The sequence below is a fragment of the Cupriavidus taiwanensis genome, from assembly GCF_900250075.1.
In the GTDB taxonomy this organism is placed as follows: Bacteria; Pseudomonadota; Gammaproteobacteria; order Burkholderiales; family Burkholderiaceae; genus Cupriavidus; species Cupriavidus taiwanensis_C.
Genome location: NZ_OFTT01000005.1, coordinates 1 through 16445 on the forward strand (window position 1 = coordinate 1; position 16445 = coordinate 16445).

The window sequence follows — 16445 nt, forward strand, 5'->3', positions numbered from 1 at the left end:
AAGCCTGGCTGCGTGATCCTCGTGTGTTCCGTGGCTGAAGTTCAACCGGAATGTATCTGCGCCTGACTGGAAAAGTTGAAGGATTGTTTCACCGCTGGAAGAAGCGGGGCCGAGGGTGGCCACAATCTTGGTATGGCGCTCACGGCGCTGGCTCATGGTCTGTCTCCGATGACAAGCATTGCAGGGCCCGGTTGGTTGGGCATTGTTTTCTGCGACTTGTCAGGAACGAGGTCCATGCAAGCCGTCCTTCGGGCAGTGTATGAGAACGAATGGTACTATGCAACCTCAAAGTACATAATAGGCCAAAAAACACGCTAGGATCACCTGGCGTGTTCTTAGAAGTGCGTTTCGATTTCCAATTGACGAATGTGAAGTGCGTTTTCGTCGTCGTCCATGTGGGTCTTGATTTTCCGGACGACGTTCAAATGCTGCCGCAGGAAGGCGGCAGCTTCTTCTCTCTGTCCATGCTCGAGCAGGTCCAGCAGCTTCAGATGCTCTTCGCATTGCCTAACCAAGCGCTGACGGTCGGTGTTTGCCTTGTACTCCATCAGGCGGCGCTGTTGGTTTTGGCGCACCAGGGCGTCAATAAAGTTGGGGTTGCGGGAGCAGCGGATGATGGTCTCGTGAAATTGAGACCCGATCTCAAACAGTTCGGCCCGGGTCAGGGTATAGATTTCACCCGCAAGCATTGCTTCCTGTCGTGCTCGCGCCTTTGCAAGCGCCGGCTTGTCTAGCCTGAAAGTCGGTTCGAGGATGGCTGCCGGTTCGATGGCCATACGAAACCGGTAGCTGGCGTTGTGCGCGTCGGCATTGGCCAGAAACGGAGTTACTCGCCAGCCATGGCCGGTTTTCCGCTCCAGGAGGCCTTCCCGGAACATACGTGCAAGCACCTGCTTGAGTAGCCCGCGACCAGCGTCATACCGCCGCAGCAGTGCTCGCTCACTGAACTCGGACTCCACGGAACCAGACAGCAGGTCCTCTGCAAGCTGTTGATACAGCTCGTCGGCGTTGGTTGATGGCTCTTCCTCGTCGGTCTCCAATTCCGCTGGCTCCTGGGCAAGGAAGTAGCCCCGACCTGGCTCATTGCTCACGATGCCTTGCTGTGCCAAGAGCTCAAAAGCGCGACGGACAGGCGTGCGGGAAACCTCGAGCGCTTCGCAGAAGATTCGCTCGGGCAGATGCGAGCCCACCTCGATCTTGCGATCTTTCAGCAACTGCACGAGTCGGCTCGCGATCAATGGCGCCAAAGGCTCGTTAGCTTTCGTGTTCATGTTGGGCAATAAGGGAAAGTTCTAGGGCAGCGCTTCCGCTCGGACGCAGAGCCGCAATTCTGGTGCAGAGGATAGCCCGGAATCCCAAGCAGTGCAGGGGAAAGCGGGTTTTAGCGTGCGTTGAGAACTCGCAGGGCCTCTGCACGCAAAATCTTATAAGCGCCTCATAAGACATATTTATCGGTTTGACATTGGTACTATGCGCACATAAAGTACGACAACACCAGTTGTATCATGGTGCCACAAAGAACCATTATAAGGCGGAGCCAGGACAATACCTCCGCACTAACAAACCATAAAACTTGGAGACATCCATGCAAAAGAGGCTTGCATTGGGAGCCGGTGCGCTTTGCCTGTGGGCGGGGGTTGCACAAGCGCAGTCGTCATCGAATGTGCTGCTTTACGGCATTATCGACACAACCATTCGGTATTCCAACAACAATGCTGGCGACAAGGGTCTGGCCGAGTTGACCGATGGCTATTTCAACGGATCGCGGTGGGGCATGCGCGGTACGGAAGACCTGGGTGGTGGTCTCCAGGCAATCTTCAACCTGGAAAGCGGCTTTGACCCGAGTACCGGCGTATCCGCGCAATCGACAGGCACGGCCAACTATGGCCAGCAAAGCACGAACAACCAAGGACGGCTGTTCGGGCGTCAAGCGTGGGTCGGCTTGATTCATGAAAAGGTCGGCCGGTTCACGTTCGGGCGTCAATTCACTACGGCATACGACGCATCGGGTCGCTTCCAGCCGAACGGTCACCCAAACCTCGACGCCGTCACGATCGTCAACAGCTACACCGGTCCCCGACAAGACAATATGGCCAAGTATGTTGGTCAGTGGGGTGCCTTGTCGGCTGGTGCGCATTACACCTTTGGCGAGGTACCGGGACAGACCAAGCGCAGCTCGAGCTATGGGGTATCGCTTGGGTACAGGCAGGGCCCGGTCGATGTCGGGGCATTCTGGCAACAAGCTAATGCGCTGACGACGCCCGAAGCCCGCAAGGTTTGGGGCCTGGGTGGCAACTACCAGCTCGGTATCGTAAAGCTGGCATTTGGCTACATCAACAATCGCTTCGATGTCAGCGCCCAACGCAACGACGTATTCACTGGTGGCTTCGCTGTTCAGGCGTCATCGGCCCTGACTTTGTCGCTGGCCTCCCATTATGACCACCAGAAGAACCCGGGTGGCAGCCGCATCATGGTGACCGGCGTCGCGGACTATGCATTGTCGAAGCGCACTGACGTCTACGCGGAAGTCGACTTCAATCGCATCAATGGCAGCTACGCGGTCCCGAGCTTTATGGGCGTGGCTGGCAGCAAGGTCGGCGGCGGTATCGGCTTGCGTCACAAGTTCTAAGCCAGTTCAACCAGTCGACACTGGGTGCCTGCTGTAGCGGAGGTGGTGCCCTTCAGGCCGGGGTTCTGTACGAAACCCGGTCCTTTTTCCCGCTCAGAATGTGTCGCTAAGGCGGCCCGACGCAGGCCTTAAAAAGCGACAGCAGTAAGAGAACATAAGGATCGGAGACACAAATGGAATTCGCTGATTCTCGCTCGATGCCCAGTCAAGGCATTGCGGCTACTGAGCTGCGCTCGACGGCGCGAGGGCGCCGACGGGCTTTTGCCATTGCGGCGTCCGTGGTCGCAATCGGCAGCGGACTTTGGTCTCTCGGTGCGTCGGCCCAGAGCAACTATCCGGACAAGATGATCCGCATGGTGGTTGCCTTCTCAGCCGGCGGCCCCAACGACGTCATGGCTCGCGTTGTCGCGCAGAAAATGTCAGACATTCTAGGCCAGCAGGTTATCGTGGATAACCGTCCAGGTGCGGGTGGCATGATTGGGACCGACTTCGTAGCAAAGTCGCCCGCGGATGGCTACACGTTGCTCTTCGCGAGCGTCCCCTTCGTGACGGCGCCGAGCATGTACAAGCGGCCAACCTACGCGGTGGAGCGGGACTTCATTGGCGTGTCAAAGGTCGCGGTCTCTCCCATCGCGCTGATGGTCAAGCCGGGGGCACCGTACAAGAATGTCGGTGACCTCATCACGTTCGCCAAAGCGAATCCAGGCAAGCTGAACTTTGCCAGTGGCGGTGTCGGCTCCACTCCTCATCTCGCCATGGTCCTTTTCCAGGATCTGACGGGTGCGAAGCTGAATCACGTTCCCTACAAGGGCGGGGCGCCTGCCTTGACCGACCTGATGGGCGGTCAGGTCGACATCATGATGGACAGCTTCACCACGACGCTTCCGTACATCGAACAGAAGAAGGTGTCAGTGCTGGCCGTGGGCGACAGCAAGCGCGCAGCCAAGCTTCCCTCAGTGCCGACCATGGTCGAGAGCGGTGTGAATGGGTTTGTGATGAACCACTGGGTGGGGGTTGTCGCACCGAAGCAGACGCCGAAACCGGTGGTGGACAAACTCAACGCAGCCGTCAACCAGGCTCTGAAGGACCCTGCAGTCCGGGACCGTCTCGTGGGCCTGGGCGCAGAGCCTGCCGGTGATTCGCCGCAACAATTCCAAGCGTTCCTGAAGGGCGAGGTCGAGCGTTGGCAGAAGGTCGCCAAGGACGCAAAGGTCGAGCTCGAGTAAATCAGATATCAAAAAGGGGCCTCAGCTACGCCCCATTCAAGGATAGCAATGCACCGTCTGGTACTAATTCGTCACGGCGAATCGACCTGGAACAAAGAGAACCGATTCACCGGCTGGACTGACGTCGATTTGACGGAGCAGGGTGTGCGGGAGGCCAAGGCGGCGGGACGTGCCTTGCGTCACGCAGGGTTTCAGTTCGACGTGGCTTACACGTCAGTATTGCGCCGAGCCGTGCGGACCCTCTGGCAAGTCCAGGATGAATTGGAGCAGATGGGGATCCCGGTGCAACATGAGTGGCGTCTGAACGAGCGCCACTATGGCGCGCTTCAAGGGCTGAACAAAGCCGAGACAGCGCAAAAGTACGGAGACGACCAGGTTCTGCAGTGGCGGAGAAGCTTTGACATTTGTCCTCCAGCGCTGGATGCTCAACACGCTCGCATCATCAATGGCGACCGCAGGTATGCAAACGTGGCGCCGGAAGACATGCCGATGACGGAGTGTTTGAAGGACACCATCGAGCGCGTCCTCCCACTTTGGAACGATGCGATTGCGCCAGACATTCGTTCGGGCAAGCACATCCTCGTCGTCGCCCATGGAAATAGCATCCGGTCACTGGTGAAATATCTCGATCGCATCTCCGACAGCGACATCGTCGGCCTGAACATCCCCAACGGGGTACCACTCGTTTATGACCTCGACGCTGATCTGAAACCGATCCGGTCCAGCTATCTGCCCATCGACGCGTACGGTTCCAGAACTTGGAAGTGAGGGAGAGCCAGATGAAGCCGCTCGTGATTGGCAACTGGAAGATGAACGGCAGCAGCGCGCTAGCGAACCACTTGTTGGCAGAAATCGCCGTGGGAACGTACTCGGCCGATGTCGCTGTCTGCGTCCCTTTCGTCTATTTGAAACAAGCAAGAGAATTGCTCGCGAACTCGACAGTCAGCCACGGGGGCCAGAACGTGTCCGAGTTCAAGCCGGGGGCATTCACCGGCGAAATCAGTGCTGAAATGCTCGCGGATGCAAGCTGTGCCTATGTCATTGTCGGGCACTCTGAGCGCCGGCAATACTTCGGTGAGACGGACGTCACTGTGGCCAAGAAGGTGCAGCGAGCACTCGAGGCGGGAGTACAACCTGTTCTTTGCGTGGGCGAAACGCTCGTGGAGCGTGAGAGCGAGAACACCGAGGCAGTGATTGGCCAACAGTTGCGCACAATTATGGAGATGCTTACGACAGAACAAGCCTCCCGGCTTGTCATTGCGTACGAGCCAGTATGGGCGATTGGCACCGGCAAGAGCGCCTCTGTCGAGCAAGCACAGGCAGCCCACGCGTTTCTGCGTGGATGCTTGTCGGAAAAGCTAGGTGAGCACAGCGCTCGGACAGTGCCCATTCTGTACGGCGGTAGCGTGAAGCCGCAGAGTGCAGCCAGTTTGTTCCACGCACCCGATATCGATGGAGGCCTTATCGGCGGCGCTTCACTCGTGGCCGAGGACTTTGCCGCAATTGCGAATGCAATTTAGTGCTGCGTTCGTCAGCGGCATAGGGTGCAATACCAGAAAGGAAGCGCAGCGGTACTCATCGCTACGACCAGGAAGGCCACTTGGGTGAGGACGTCGAGGAGCGGTCGAGACATTTTATCTTGTGACATGGTCGCTTTTTTCGTCGTTGTATTTTGTCATGATGCGCTACGCTACCTGAACGGCAACTGAACACGCCGCTCAGGTCTGCGCATCGCTTCTTCGGGAGGAGAGCAGCAACTGCCGCCCTCCAGCCGGGACTCTCAATTCACCGTGATGGATCCCGACCAAATCAGTTCCTGTCCCGGAAAATCGAGGTTCCAGTAAGGGGAGGGACAGCCATCCGAGTGGATCTCCATGATACGCAGAGAGGCCGGCGTATTGGTCAGCTTTCCGGCGCAGTCCCTGTAGGCGGACAGCTGATTTCCCACAATCAAGTAATTGCCGTTTTCACACAGCGAGAGCGTGCGTGGCTCAATGCCGCCAGCATCCAGCCGGTGGCGCTCAGTCAACGAACCGTCGTCGGTGCTGATCTCATACACGACAAGCTCGTTCTCTCCCTCCGTGAGACGTCGGCTGTCTCCTTGACTCACTAGCGCGTCGGCGCGATTGGCGGCGTAAAGCCAACGCCCGGAAGGGTGGACCAGCACGTTCCCAACCCGTTGTCGGCGTGCGGGAGGCAGCTGCAATACCGACCACCGGTTCAATGTAGCTTCGGACGGCACCCCTGTTTCAAAGGAGTGCAGCGCTATGGCATTGCCGCGTTCAAGCGCAACGTATAGCCAAGGACGTGTGGGATGCTCAGCGACATCCCTGGGGCCCAGACCTGGTGAGTAGGCAGTTTCTTGGATTCGCTTGAACTTGCCGCCCTCTACGGAATAGGTCTGCAGCTGACCGATGTCCTCTTCGAATCCTGGGCGCAGATCATTGCCGCGGGCGCAAACGACTGCAGTGTTGCCGCCCTTGCCGAAATGCACTGAGTGCGGAAACACGCCGATGTCGGGCCTGGTTACGGTATCCAGTCGGAAGCCGATGTAGCCATCGTTGTTCAACTCGAAGACTCGAACTGTCGCTGGCCGTGCAAACGTAATGGCGAGAAACCGAGCCGATGGATCAACCGCGACGTGAATGGGGCGATGCGGAAGTGGGATCTCGACCTGTGCCAATGTGGTGCCACCCATCGCATTCATGCGAAGGACTTTCACGAAGTGCGTGTCGCCTGCGCGCCCGCCTGGTCCGCCATTGCTGCATACGATGTAGAGGAGTGGAAGGAAGGGGTGCGAAACTGCAAACTGGACGGGAAGGCCGACGTCGACGGTCGAGCGTTGCCGGGCGTCTGCGTCGGCACCTTGCAAGCTGAGAACGTGCAACTGAGCGGCAACCGCCGCAAGTACGAATGTCTGAGTCGTTGCCATGGGACTATGCGCAATCTGCGGAAAACAATAAGGGCAGGACACTGCCGTCGCGGACGGCGTGTAACCTGCCCTGTCCTGCGGTAGAGCGTCCGGAATTAGGCGGCTTTCACTGCCTTGGCAACCAGTTCACCGAAGGCCTTGCAGCCCAGCGTGCCGCCGAGGTCGGGCGTACGGGTGGCCGGGCTTTCCAGAACCTTGTCGACAGCAGCTTCCATCGCTGTGCCGGCGCGCAGGAACTCCGGCTTGTTGCGTCGCTCGCCGATCCATTGCATCAGCATGGCTACCGACAGAATCATCGACGTCGGGTTTGCCTTGTCCTGGTTCTGGATATCCGGGGCCGAGCCGTGCTGGGCCTGGGCGCAGCAGTTCGTGTCGCTCGCCATGATCGAGCCAGCAAGCCCCAGGCTGCCCGACAGCTCGCTGGCCAGGTCCGACAGGATGTCGCCGTAGAAATTCGTGGTCACGATCACGTCGTAGCGGGACGGGTCACGCACCAGGTGAGCCGCCATTGCATCGACCAGAACGTCGTTGACTGTCACTTCCGGGAAGTCTGCCGCCACGCGACGCACGCATTCCAGGAACAGGCCGTCGGTCATGTGGAAGCTGTTGGCCTTGTGGATGGCCGTGACCTTCTTGTTACGCTGCATCGCCAGCTCGAAGGAACGGCGGGCAATACGTTCGCTGCAGTGAGCGGTAATCTTGCGAATCGACAGAGCCATGTCGGGGCTCGGCATGACTTCGCCCCAGCCCTTGCTCATGTTGCGATCCGGGTAAAAGCCTTCCGTGGCCTCGCGCATGATCACCAGGTCCATGGTCTTGCCTTCTTTCATGTTCGAAGGCAGGAACGGACGGGTACGGGCCGGCCGCACGTTTGCGTACAGGTCCAGGCCAACACGGAAACCAGCCGACACATTACGACCGCCCTTTTCGGGGGTGGGATAGTCGGCATGCGATTGCGTACCGAGGATGATGCCGTCGTAAGTCTTGGCGCGATCCAGAACTTCTTGACGGAGCGTGGTGCCGTACTTTTCCAGGCTAACGAAACCGACGTCGTCGTAGTCGTATTCCAAGCCCAGCTTAAAAGTGGCGTCCGCTGCTTTCAGGACGTCCATCGCTGCGCCAACGATTTCCGGGCCGATGCCGTCGCACGGCAGAACAAGAATCCTCATTATCTATCTCCGATGTAAGTGTGTGTCCGGCACCATCTGCCGCGACTTCGTAGTGTAGCCCCGAAACGTACTATGTCAACCTAAAATACCAAAAAGGGGAAGGAATTGTACCGGCGGGCGTCTGAGATGCTGCGTTCAGGCACTAAACACCCCAGGTTAGTGACGCATAGACGTCAAAAAGGCGCGTTCGGGGACCAATACACCGCACCGTTGAGCACACAAGCTGTTGCCCGCCCTTTCACGAGTGGCCAAGGCGATGTTGGCCGCCGCCAAAGTCGCGATTCATATGACCAAAAGGCCTCTTGGATCATCTCGGGCGACTACAGCCTTCCTGACAAACGCTTTACGTGATTACCCGAGGTTTGGCCCTTCCGTGCTTGACGTACTTCTGTGTCGTCGCTAACGTTCTTTGCAAGCGCAAAGTACCAACCTGTTTGTACTTTGACTACGCAAATACCAGAAGATATGGAGATACGAATGATTCGTTCACGCGGCCTCATTGCAAAGGCCATGCAGTTCTGCGCGGTTCTCGCGCTGTCTACGTCGGCGTTTGCACTCGACAGCGTCAAGATGATGATCCCCGGTACGCCCGGTGGTGGCTTCGACCAAGCCGCCCGCACGCTGGGCAAAGCCATGCAGGAGTCCGGCCAGGCAAAATCGGTTTCCTATGAGCACCGCGCTGGCGCCGGTGGCAGCATTGGCCTGGCGCAATTCGTGAACGCCAACAAGGGGGACCCCAACGCCCTGATTGTTACCAGCGTGAACACGGTCACCGGCATCCTGCAAAGCCGGTCGACCACGTCTCTGATGCAGGCGACGCCTGTCGCAGTGGTGTTCACGGAGTTCAACGTTCTCGCCGTGGGTAAGAACTCGCCGTACAAGTCGATGGCGGACCTCCTCGCAGCATTTAAGAAGGAGCCAACGAGCGTTCGTTGGGGTGGCGGCTCGAAGGGCGGTATCGACCACTTGGGCATCCTCGAACTGGCTCGTGACGTCGGGGTGTCTGGGGATAAGGTGAACTACATCCCGCTTGGAGGCGGCGGAGAAACTAACGCTGCCGTACTGGGTGGGCACGTGACTGTAATTTCTGGCGGATACCCGGAGATTGCCAAGTTTGTTGAGGCCGGCCAGATGCGGCTGCTCGCCGTCACGTCGCCGACCCGCATCCCCGGCGTGAACGCGCCGACGCTCAAAGAACTGGGCTACAACGTCGTGACTGGGAACTGGCGCGCCTTCCTTGGCGCACCCGGCATCAGCGCGCCTCAAAAGCAGGGTCTGGTCGACGCAGTAACCAAAGCCACCGCATCGCCTTCCTGGCAGGTAGCGCTTAAGACGAACAACTGGACCCCGACACTGATCACGGGGCCGGAACTGGATGCCTTTTTAAAGGCGGAGAGCTCGCGCTATGAAAAGGCGCTGAAGGACAGTGGACTGCTATGAAGACGAGTGAACACTTGCAACCTATGCAGTTTCCCGAGGAAGACGTGAGTCTCGATAAGCCGGCATCCCCGAACTACGCACACGTGCTTATTGGTGCGGCCCTGTTGGCGTGCTCCATGATGCTAGTCGCAGGGGCGCTGGCGCTCCCCCAAGACAAGGGGTACACAATTATCGGCGCACAGGCGTTTCCGTTTGCAGTTGCCTTTCTGCTGTTTATGGTTGGCGTTGGGCTGACATGGCAGGGGATCAAAGGAGGATTTCGTTTCCTACCCGCAGAGGCGGCCGCCGCAGCACCACTGGGTGGCAAGCAGATGCGTAGCGCATTGTGGATCTCCGCCGGCCTTCTCGTGAATGCACTGCTCATTACGCAGATTGGCTTCGTGTTGTCTTCGACACTGCTGTTTGTCGCCGCCGCACGGGCATTTGGCAGCAATCGTTGGGCCAAGGACATCCTTATTGGCCTGGCGCTGACGGTCCCCGTCTACTTGGGCTTTACACAAGGCCTGGGTGTTCCGCTGCCCGCTCTCATCAACTCGTGGATCTGACGAGTAACTAGATACTGGTGGAAAAAATGGTCGAAGTATGGATGCCCCTCCTGCAGGGGTTCGGCGCAGCATTGTCTCCGGAAAACTTGATGTGGGGATTCGTTGGCTGCTTGCTGGGTACGATGATTGGGGTGCTGCCTGGCATTGGCTCGGCGCTGACCGTCGCGATGTTGTTGCCTCTGACTGCGAAGGTGGAGCCCACCGGCGCGCTGATCATGTTCGCCGGGATCTACTACGGCGCAATGTTCGGTGGGTCAACGACATCGATCTTGTTGAATACGCCGGGTGAGTCGTCCTCTATGGTCACCGCCATGGAAGGAAACCTGATGGCGAAGAACGGGCGTGCCGGCCCGGCGCTCAGCACTGCAGCGATCGGCTCCTTCGTGGCAGGCTTGATTGCGACAGTGCTGGTGACGCTGTTTGCGCCGTCGATTGCCGCCTTCGCGCTTCAGTTCGGACCGACGGAGTACTTCGCGATCCTGGTCCTCGCATTTGTCACGGTGTCGTCGCTGCTTGGGGCCTCTCTGCTCCGCGGCATGGCCAGTCTGGGGCTTGGTCTGATGCTCGGCCTGATTGGTATGGACAGCGTTTCGGGGTTTGCGCGATACACGCTAGGCGTGCCCGAGCTCATCGACGGCATCGAAGTCGTGCTCGTCGCTGTTGGCTTGTTTGCTGTCTCGGAATCCCTCTACAACGTTCTGTATGAGGGGGAAGGGGATACCAAGGTCCATAAGATGTCGTCGCTTCATATGACGGCTAGCGACTGGAAGCGCTCGGTCCCGGCGTGGATCCGCGGCGCGCTTATCGGATTTCCGTTTGGCTCGATCCCTGCTGGCGGCGCGGAGATTCCGACGTTCCTGTCTTATGCGACGGAGCGGAAGCTCAGCAAGTATCCGCAAGAGTTCGCGCCGAATCACGGCATTGGTGCCATTGAAGGCGTCGCTGGCCCTGAGGCCGCAAACAATGCCTCCGCGACTGGTGCGCTCGTTCCGCTCCTGACGCTTGGCATTCCGACGTCTTCGACGGCGGCAGTCATGTTGGCGGCATTTCAGAATTACAACCTCCAGCCGGGTCCACTGTTGTTTCAAACCTCGGGCGATATCGTCTGGGCTCTGATCGCCTCGCTGTTCGTTGGCAATGTCATCCTCCTGGTATTGAACCTGCCGCTCGTGCGGGTGTGGGTGAAGTTGCTCAACGTTCCACGACCATACCTTTACGCAGGCATTCTGGTCTTTGCCACGATTGGTGTCTACGGCATGCGTCAGTCGTGGTTTGACCTGGTCCTCATGTTTCTGATTGGGTGGGCTGGGGTTGCGATGCGGAAATTCGACTTTCCCGTAGCTCCCGTCATCGTGGGCATGATTCTGGGTCCCATGGCTGAGAAGCAGCTTCGGCTGGCGATGTCTATCAGCCAAGGCGACTGGCTCGTGTTCTTTACTCAGCCGATTTCGGCAACGCTGTTGGGCGCTACGTTCCTCATCCTGTTTGTGCCATACATCCTTCGGCGGCGTGGGATTCGCCTCGCTGAGGACGACTGAGCGTACGGTGTGATCGAGTTGGGCAGCCAGGTCGTCTGAACGGGAGGGGGTCCGAATGGAACGCCTCCCGTTTTTGCGTCAGCGCGTGTGAACTTTGAAGCAATGCATTCGAAGAAAGGCGACGAGGTTCCCGACCAGTAGTGCGTAAGGAGTTTCAAGTGGAAAAGGTTCTCAAAGCGCTATGCGCGCTCCTAATCGGCGGCAGTGCTGGGGCAGCCTTTGCGATGGTGCATGCGCCAGTACCATGGCTGATAGGCCCGCTATTGACCGTCGCGCTATGCAATCTTGCGGGATCTCGCTTTGACACTCCCCGCTGGCTTCGCGCGACTGGCCAATGGTTAATCGGGGTCGCATTAGGTCTGCATTTCACCCCCTCGATGGTTGCTCAGATAGCGACCTATGTCCCCTACATGGTGGCGGCAGCTTTCGTCGCGATTCTCTTTGGGCTGATTGGAGGCTGGGCAATCTCAAAATTTGCCGGAGTGGACCGAGCGACCGCCCACTTTGCGACCGCCATGGGTGGAGCCCCCGAGATGGCTGTTGCAGCCGAGCGGGAAGGGGCTTGCATCGACCAAGTCGTCACCTCGCACATGCTGCGGGTATTGCTCACAGTATCCATCGTGCCCGCTGCCGTACAGTATGGGGCGCAACTTACGCCTCACCTGAAAATCCACGGGGCGAGCTTCTTGCCGACTATCCCGCTAGTGCTCCTCGCCGGCATCGCACTTTGCTGTGCGGTCGCGGCAAAGCGCTACAACTTCCCGAACGCATATGCCCTTATCCCGCTGTTTGTCACCGCGGGAGTAACAGCATCCGATCTCGCCGTACTGGAGGAAGTCCCAAGATGGATCAGTGTGTGTGCACAAATCCTCGTCGCTGTCTCGCTTGGAGCGCGGTTTAGCCCGGAGTCTCTAGCTGCGTCACGCAGGCTGCTGGTGCCTATCGTCCTGTACAGCCTGGTCAGTATTGGCATGGCAGCGCTAGGGGGGGTCGCACTCGCAAAGTTTCTGGGGATGCCCGCTTCGACGGGAGTGCTCAGTCTAGCGCCAGGTGGGATGGCGGACATGGGCATCGCTGCGGATGCGCTCGGTCTAGCCGTGCCAATAGTGACCGGATTTCATGTCATTAGAGTAGCGCTGGTTGTGCTGCTCTCCTGGCCGGCATACAAATGCGTCCGTTATCGTCGAACTAGACCTGGAGCCGCTTAAGTGAGGTGGCCGGTGGCTCCCCAACCGTCTTCAATTTGGGCAGATTTTTTTGCAGTGCGGCCCAATTGCCGGCCGGCAGAAATTGGCCGCTTCAGTAGTCATGGTAGGTGTACGAGAGAGCGAGAGACGCGAAGATTCCACTTGAAAACGACGGGGCCGCGGCTGCACTGCCGGCGCCCCTCGCCGAGCGCGCGCAGCTCAGTCGCAGTGATTGACTCGGCGCGCGGTTGCTACATTTGGCATGTACGCTTCAGAAGCCTACCGTCTGGAACCAGAACGGCGAGCCGGCAACCGCCATCGCCACAGCTAGCGCCGTCATTTGAATGAGGGCCGCGCCCAGACGGTTCAGGCGCGGCAGCTTTGTGAAGTTGCGAGGGCGAGCATGGCAGGGGTGGGGCGTTAAGATGGCGGCATGATGCGGGGAGCGACCTGAATGGTGCCTGAGCGGCCTGTTCAGGTAATGTTCAGGTTGCTTCCTTGACAATGTGCCCCCTGACGTCTCTGCACCTTTCCCCGTTTTCCGGCGGCGTGCGCCGTCTCGTTCGAATCGGCCTGATTGCGGCCGTGCTGGGCGTGCCTGGCCTGGGCCACGCCGATACCGACGCCGCCGATCGCGCCCGCGCCCGCGCCGCGCTGCGCTCCGGCGAGATCCTGCCGCTCTCGCGCATCCTTGATACGGTCGCGCGCCAGTACAGCGGCGATGTGATCGATGTGAAGCTCGATCGGGACGACGGCATCTGGAAATACGAAGTCAAGCTGCTGCTGCCGACCAGCACCGTGGCCAAGCTCAAGTACGATGCCCGCGACGCGACCCTGGCTGAAAGCCAAGGGGCGCGATCTCGAGCGCGTCCGCAAGCCCTGACGCCATGCGCATCCTAATCGTCGAAGATGAGGCGCTGCTGGCCGACCAGCTCACGCAGGCGCTCGCGCGTTGCAAAATTGTAACAGTTAATCCATCCAATATGCGTCCGTCGCGACGGGTGGACCTGTAACGCCGACCACGTGCGCTGCAAGCTAAGCCAGGACGACTCACTGCCACGTCGGTGCTTCCGCTAGGGTTACGGCTCCCGATTCAATTGCGGTATCGTCGTTTGTCGTTCGCTGTCAGCACGGAGCCTCGTCTAAACGCCCCTTGCGCTGGTGTGTGGCGCCAGCACGTCTCATAATATATCCTCTTCACTCTTCAACGTAGGCTCCCACCTGCAATATGTGGCGGAGAGGGCCAGACATGTACAACACAAGTTTCGAGGATGAGATGGCGACCGGTATTGTGAAATGGTTGAACAGCGAAAAAACAATATGGATTCATCACGCCCGATGATGGCGGCAATGACTTGTTCGCTCATCACAAGGAAATCCAAACCGGGTTCAAGTCACTGGAGGAAGGTGCGAAGGTGGAATTCGAGGTAACGCAAGGTCTGAAGGGACCGCAAGCGTCAAAGATTCGCAAGCTATAATGGCCTCGTCCTGGGGGCGTAATGGCGAGCCGTGCGAATTGGCGCATGCATTCGGCACCGTCGCTTGGACTTTTTGTAAATACCCTTTTTGCCCGGAAATGGCAACAGGCGCGAACTTTAAGACTTCTTGCCCTTTGCACTCGAAATCTTCGAGCCAGGGTATTTGGCCGCTTGCGCGCTTCCGCTATTGCGTCAGGTTCAAACAGCGGAACGTCGTAGTGGACCTGCCGGCGCGTTTCGCGCACGTTCGCCTGCCAAGCGGCTACGCAGCATGCCGCATCAGGTCGCAAATGCTGGGGAAGACTTTGGTACTCCAGGTTGGGCCACGGACCAAATCGTAGTGACTGCCTCCCGGGATATTGACGAGACGCTTGTAGCGCGAGGACAAGCCGCGGCACAGGTCATGCGTAGCGTGAGTCTGTCCGCAACTGGATATGTCGTCAAGCTCGCCTTCGATGGTCAACAACACGCTGGAACGGATATCCTGGGGACGCACGGCCTGGCCCGGCACCTGCCAAGTGCCGAAGGCTGCACGCCGGAAGCTGGACGAATTGCGGACGCAATTCTCGACGAAGCTGAGGCGGGTCCGCGACCAGACCGTCATCGCGTAGGAACGGGCAGGCCAGCGAGCGCCGCGCTTTGCGCGAACTGGATGCGGAGCGCACTGCGCGCCAAAAGAGCGATCGGTTGGTCGAAGAAATTGCGAGCCGAACTGGCGGCAGCCCGCCACGAAGCCCGCGACGCGGCGGTGGTGCAGGCCGAGACACGTGCCCGACTCGAAACCCAGGTCGCGGCGCTCACCACGCGGCTTGCGGCCTGCCGACGCTGCAGCGCGGAAAGCGGCCGACGACCTGGCCACGGTGCAGTCGGAACTCGCCGCGGCGGGGTGCTTCGATCCACCGCCCCTCCACCGCCGCCCCCGCCTCCATCCGCGCCAGCGCCGGTGGTCTGCTACCGTAACGCCGCGGGGCAGAGTTGGGACGGGTAGGGCGAGATGCCCGACTGGCTGCGGCGGGCGGTCAATGCGGGGCAGAGCAAGGAATTTTACCGGGTTGGATAGTATCACCGACGCATTCGGCCCTCTGTCCAATGGCGGATGTGACGAGGGCGAGGCTGTGCGATTAGGCGCGAGAATTCGGAAGGAAGGCTTGGCGCAGGCGAGAAGCGAACGACACGCAAGAGACAAGGTCTCACCGTCCATGGGATTAGGAAGCGTCTGCACCTGCAGTGACTTCAATGAAGGAAAACAAATTGGCCCCAGAGCAAGAAGTTGAACCCTTTGTCGCGAGCAATGCGACGGACGGACTTGGTCAGATGGAGCTGCCCATCGCTGAGGCGATGCGTGACGCTGATCCCGTCATTGGTGAAGCCAGTGGTGCATGCGTCGGTAGTGGCAGCGTTGACACTCAGCCCCGACGCTTGGACTTCTGGTCGACAAGCCGGGATAGCAGCCCGACGGCGATCGTGTCATATCGGCGCCGACGGCCTTACGCAGCCCCGGCCGCTTCAACGGAAGACGTGGCACCGGAAGAATCGAGGGAAGCTGCCGCCTCGGCCGCGTTGACTAAATCCGACGCGCGGGAAGCGCCCATTGAAGCCATGCCCGCGGAAGCGACCACTGAAGCCGCGGCTGAAGCTCCGATTGAAGTTCTGGCCACGGACGAACCGATGGAAACTGCCGCCCAGGACAATCTGACCGAAACGGTTGCCCCCGTAGCACCGCTTTACGCCCCAGCTCCGGAAGCTGCGCCTGAAGAGAGGCGGGCCCCTAAGAGCGGTCGGAAGCCGAAAGCGCTCGCGGAAACCGCCACTCTGGAAGCAGCGCCTGACGAGACGCGGGCCCCGAAGCGCGGTCCCAAGCCGAAAGCGCTCACCGAAACTGCCACTCCGGAAGCAGCGCCGGAAAAGAGGCGGACCTCGAAGCGCGGTCGGAAGCCGAAAATCCTGGCTGAAGTTGCCGCTCCGGAAGTCACAACTCAAGAGACCTCAACCCGGAAGCGCGGGCCGAAGCAGATAACACTGCCTGGAGTGGAGGCTGCCCCGAATGCGCCGACTCAGAAGACGCGAACCCGGAAGCCGCGACAGGAGCAAAAAGCGCCTACCGCAACCCAAAGCCCATCCCAGTCCTCACTGCTCGCTCAACTGGCATCTGTCAATGCTCAACTTGAGCAATTGCGAGCCACGGAAGTGCCAAAGGTCGTGGAGGAGATTCGGCAGTGGATGCAGGAGTATGACCTCAGCATTGAGGACATTGCGGGCAGGCCGGTTGAGCCCGCTGCCCGCGCTGTTCCGACCAAGACT

15 protein-coding genes and 2 pseudogenes are annotated in these 16445 nt (G+C 59.3%); 12 read left to right on the forward strand and 5 right to left on the reverse strand.

All coding sequences use genetic code 11. From position 1 onward, the window contains the following. Positions 1–156: pyruvate kinase (locus tag CBM2588_RS30705; RefSeq protein WP_231942380.1), on the reverse strand; the 156-nt coding region annotated here is incomplete at its 3' end. A 179-nt stretch (positions 157–335) separates the two neighbouring features. Continuing rightward, positions 336–1271 carry a GntR family transcriptional regulator gene (locus CBM2588_RS30710; RefSeq protein WP_115684086.1) on the reverse strand — a complete coding sequence of 312 codons (936 nt, stop codon included), beginning with the start codon at positions 1269–1271 and terminating at the stop codon, positions 336–338. Positions 1272–1585: 314 nt separating this feature from the next. Here CBM2588_RS30710 and CBM2588_RS30715 point away from each other — a divergent pair, with 314 nt between their 5' ends. From CBM2588_RS30715 to tpiA, 4 genes are all read left to right on the forward strand, one after another. Next, complete coding sequence (locus CBM2588_RS30715; protein WP_115684087.1) at positions 1586–2629, forward strand: porin; 1044 nt, start codon at positions 1586–1588, stop codon at positions 2627–2629. A gap of 173 nt (positions 2630–2802) precedes the next feature. After that, entirely contained in the window at positions 2803–3855 is a 1053-nt protein-coding gene (locus CBM2588_RS30720) for a Bug family tripartite tricarboxylate transporter substrate binding protein (RefSeq protein WP_115684088.1), read from the forward strand. A 48-nt stretch (positions 3856–3903) separates the two neighbouring features. After that, positions 3904–4623: a 2,3-diphosphoglycerate-dependent phosphoglycerate mutase gene (gene gpmA, locus CBM2588_RS30725; protein WP_115684089.1), complete on the forward strand. Its 720-nt coding sequence runs from the start codon at positions 3904–3906 to the stop codon at positions 4621–4623. Between the two features lie 11 nt (positions 4624–4634). Next, entirely contained in the window at positions 4635–5375 is a 741-nt protein-coding gene (tpiA, locus tag CBM2588_RS30730) for a triose-phosphate isomerase (protein ID WP_115684090.1), read from the forward strand. A gap of 260 nt (positions 5376–5635) precedes the next feature. Here tpiA and CBM2588_RS30735 read toward each other — a convergent pair whose 3' ends face one another. Continuing rightward, positions 5636–6787, reverse strand: a complete 1152-nt coding sequence (locus tag CBM2588_RS30735) for a lactonase family protein (protein ID WP_115684091.1) — start codon at positions 6785–6787, stop codon at positions 5636–5638. 95 nt (positions 6788–6882) lie between these two features. Beyond that, the gene (locus tag CBM2588_RS30740) at positions 6883–7956 is read right to left on the reverse strand and encodes an isocitrate/isopropylmalate dehydrogenase family protein (protein WP_115684092.1); all 1074 of its coding nucleotides are present in this window, start codon (positions 7954–7956) and stop codon (positions 6883–6885) included. A 477-nt stretch (positions 7957–8433) separates the two neighbouring features. On the opposite strand from CBM2588_RS30740, the gene CBM2588_RS30745 reads away from it, so the two are divergent. The 6 genes and pseudogenes from CBM2588_RS30745 to CBM2588_RS30770 all read left to right on the forward strand — a co-directional run bounded on the left by CBM2588_RS30745 (position 8434) and on the right by CBM2588_RS30770 (position 14144). Next, the gene (locus CBM2588_RS30745; RefSeq protein ID WP_115684093.1) at positions 8434–9396 is read left to right on the forward strand and encodes a Bug family tripartite tricarboxylate transporter substrate binding protein; all 963 of its coding nucleotides are present in this window, start codon (positions 8434–8436) and stop codon (positions 9394–9396) included. After that, complete coding sequence (locus tag CBM2588_RS30750) at positions 9393–9941, forward strand: tripartite tricarboxylate transporter TctB family protein (RefSeq protein ID WP_197717983.1); 549 nt, start codon at positions 9393–9395, stop codon at positions 9939–9941. Before CBM2588_RS30745 ends, CBM2588_RS30750 begins: the two co-directional genes overlap by 4 nt. A gap of 26 nt (positions 9942–9967) precedes the next feature. Continuing rightward, a complete protein-coding gene (locus CBM2588_RS30755; protein ID WP_197717984.1) occupies positions 9968–11479 on the forward strand; it encodes a tripartite tricarboxylate transporter permease in 1512 nt (503 codons plus the stop codon). Between the two features lie 158 nt (positions 11480–11637). Further along, positions 11638–12687 carry an AbrB family transcriptional regulator gene (locus tag CBM2588_RS30760; RefSeq protein ID WP_115684094.1) on the forward strand — a complete coding sequence of 350 codons (1050 nt, stop codon included), beginning with the start codon at positions 11638–11640 and terminating at the stop codon, positions 12685–12687. 483 nt (positions 12688–13170) lie between these two features. Continuing rightward, on the forward strand, positions 13171–13566 hold the full coding sequence (locus CBM2588_RS30765) for a PepSY domain-containing protein (RefSeq protein WP_231942379.1): 396 nt from the start codon (positions 13171–13173) through the stop codon (positions 13564–13566). 376 nt (positions 13567–13942) lie between these two features. Next, positions 13943–14144: pseudogene (locus CBM2588_RS30770) on the forward strand (cold-shock protein). 262 nt (positions 14145–14406) lie between these two features. On the opposite strand, the gene CBM2588_RS31770 reads toward CBM2588_RS30770, so the two are convergent. After that, the gene (locus tag CBM2588_RS31770) at positions 14407–15003 is read right to left on the reverse strand and encodes a hypothetical protein (protein WP_373424427.1); all 597 of its coding nucleotides are present in this window, start codon (positions 15001–15003) and stop codon (positions 14407–14409) included. A gap of 10 nt (positions 15004–15013) precedes the next feature. On the opposite strand from CBM2588_RS31770, the pseudogene CBM2588_RS31310 reads away from it, so the two are divergent. Further along, positions 15014–15204: pseudogene (locus CBM2588_RS31310) on the forward strand (H-NS histone family protein); the annotation flags it as partial. 176 nt (positions 15205–15380) lie between these two features. Continuing rightward, positions 15381–16445, forward strand: a 1065-nt coding sequence (locus CBM2588_RS30780) for an H-NS family nucleoid-associated regulatory protein (RefSeq protein ID WP_115684098.1), incomplete at its 3' end; no start/stop codon positions are given.

Coding starts and splice junctions, on each gene's coding strand:
- CBM2588_RS30735 (WP_115684091.1), bottom strand. CDS start 6,787: ATGGCAACGACTCAGACATTCGTACTTGCGGCGGTTGCCGCTCAGTTG.
- CBM2588_RS30740 (WP_115684092.1), bottom strand. CDS start 7,956: ATGAGGATTCTTGTTCTGCCGTGCGACGGCATCGGCCCGGAAATCGTT.
- tpiA (WP_115684090.1), top strand. CDS start 4,635: ATGAAGCCGCTCGTGATTGGCAACTGGAAGATGAACGGCAGCAGCGCG.
- CBM2588_RS30745 (WP_115684093.1), top strand. CDS start 8,434: ATGATTCGTTCACGCGGCCTCATTGCAAAGGCCATGCAGTTCTGCGCG.
- CBM2588_RS30755 (WP_197717984.1), top strand. CDS start 9,968: ATGGTCGAAGTATGGATGCCCCTCCTGCAGGGGTTCGGCGCAGCATTG.
- CBM2588_RS30715 (WP_115684087.1), top strand. CDS start 1,586: ATGCAAAAGAGGCTTGCATTGGGAGCCGGTGCGCTTTGCCTGTGGGCG.
- CBM2588_RS30720 (WP_115684088.1), top strand. CDS start 2,803: ATGGAATTCGCTGATTCTCGCTCGATGCCCAGTCAAGGCATTGCGGCT.
- CBM2588_RS30765 (WP_231942379.1), top strand. CDS start 13,171: ATGTGCCCCCTGACGTCTCTGCACCTTTCCCCGTTTTCCGGCGGCGTG.
- CBM2588_RS30710 (WP_115684086.1), bottom strand. CDS start 1,271: ATGAACACGAAAGCTAACGAGCCTTTGGCGCCATTGATCGCGAGCCGA.
- CBM2588_RS30750 (WP_197717983.1), top strand. CDS start 9,393: ATGAAGACGAGTGAACACTTGCAACCTATGCAGTTTCCCGAGGAAGAC.
- gpmA (WP_115684089.1), top strand. CDS start 3,904: ATGCACCGTCTGGTACTAATTCGTCACGGCGAATCGACCTGGAACAAA.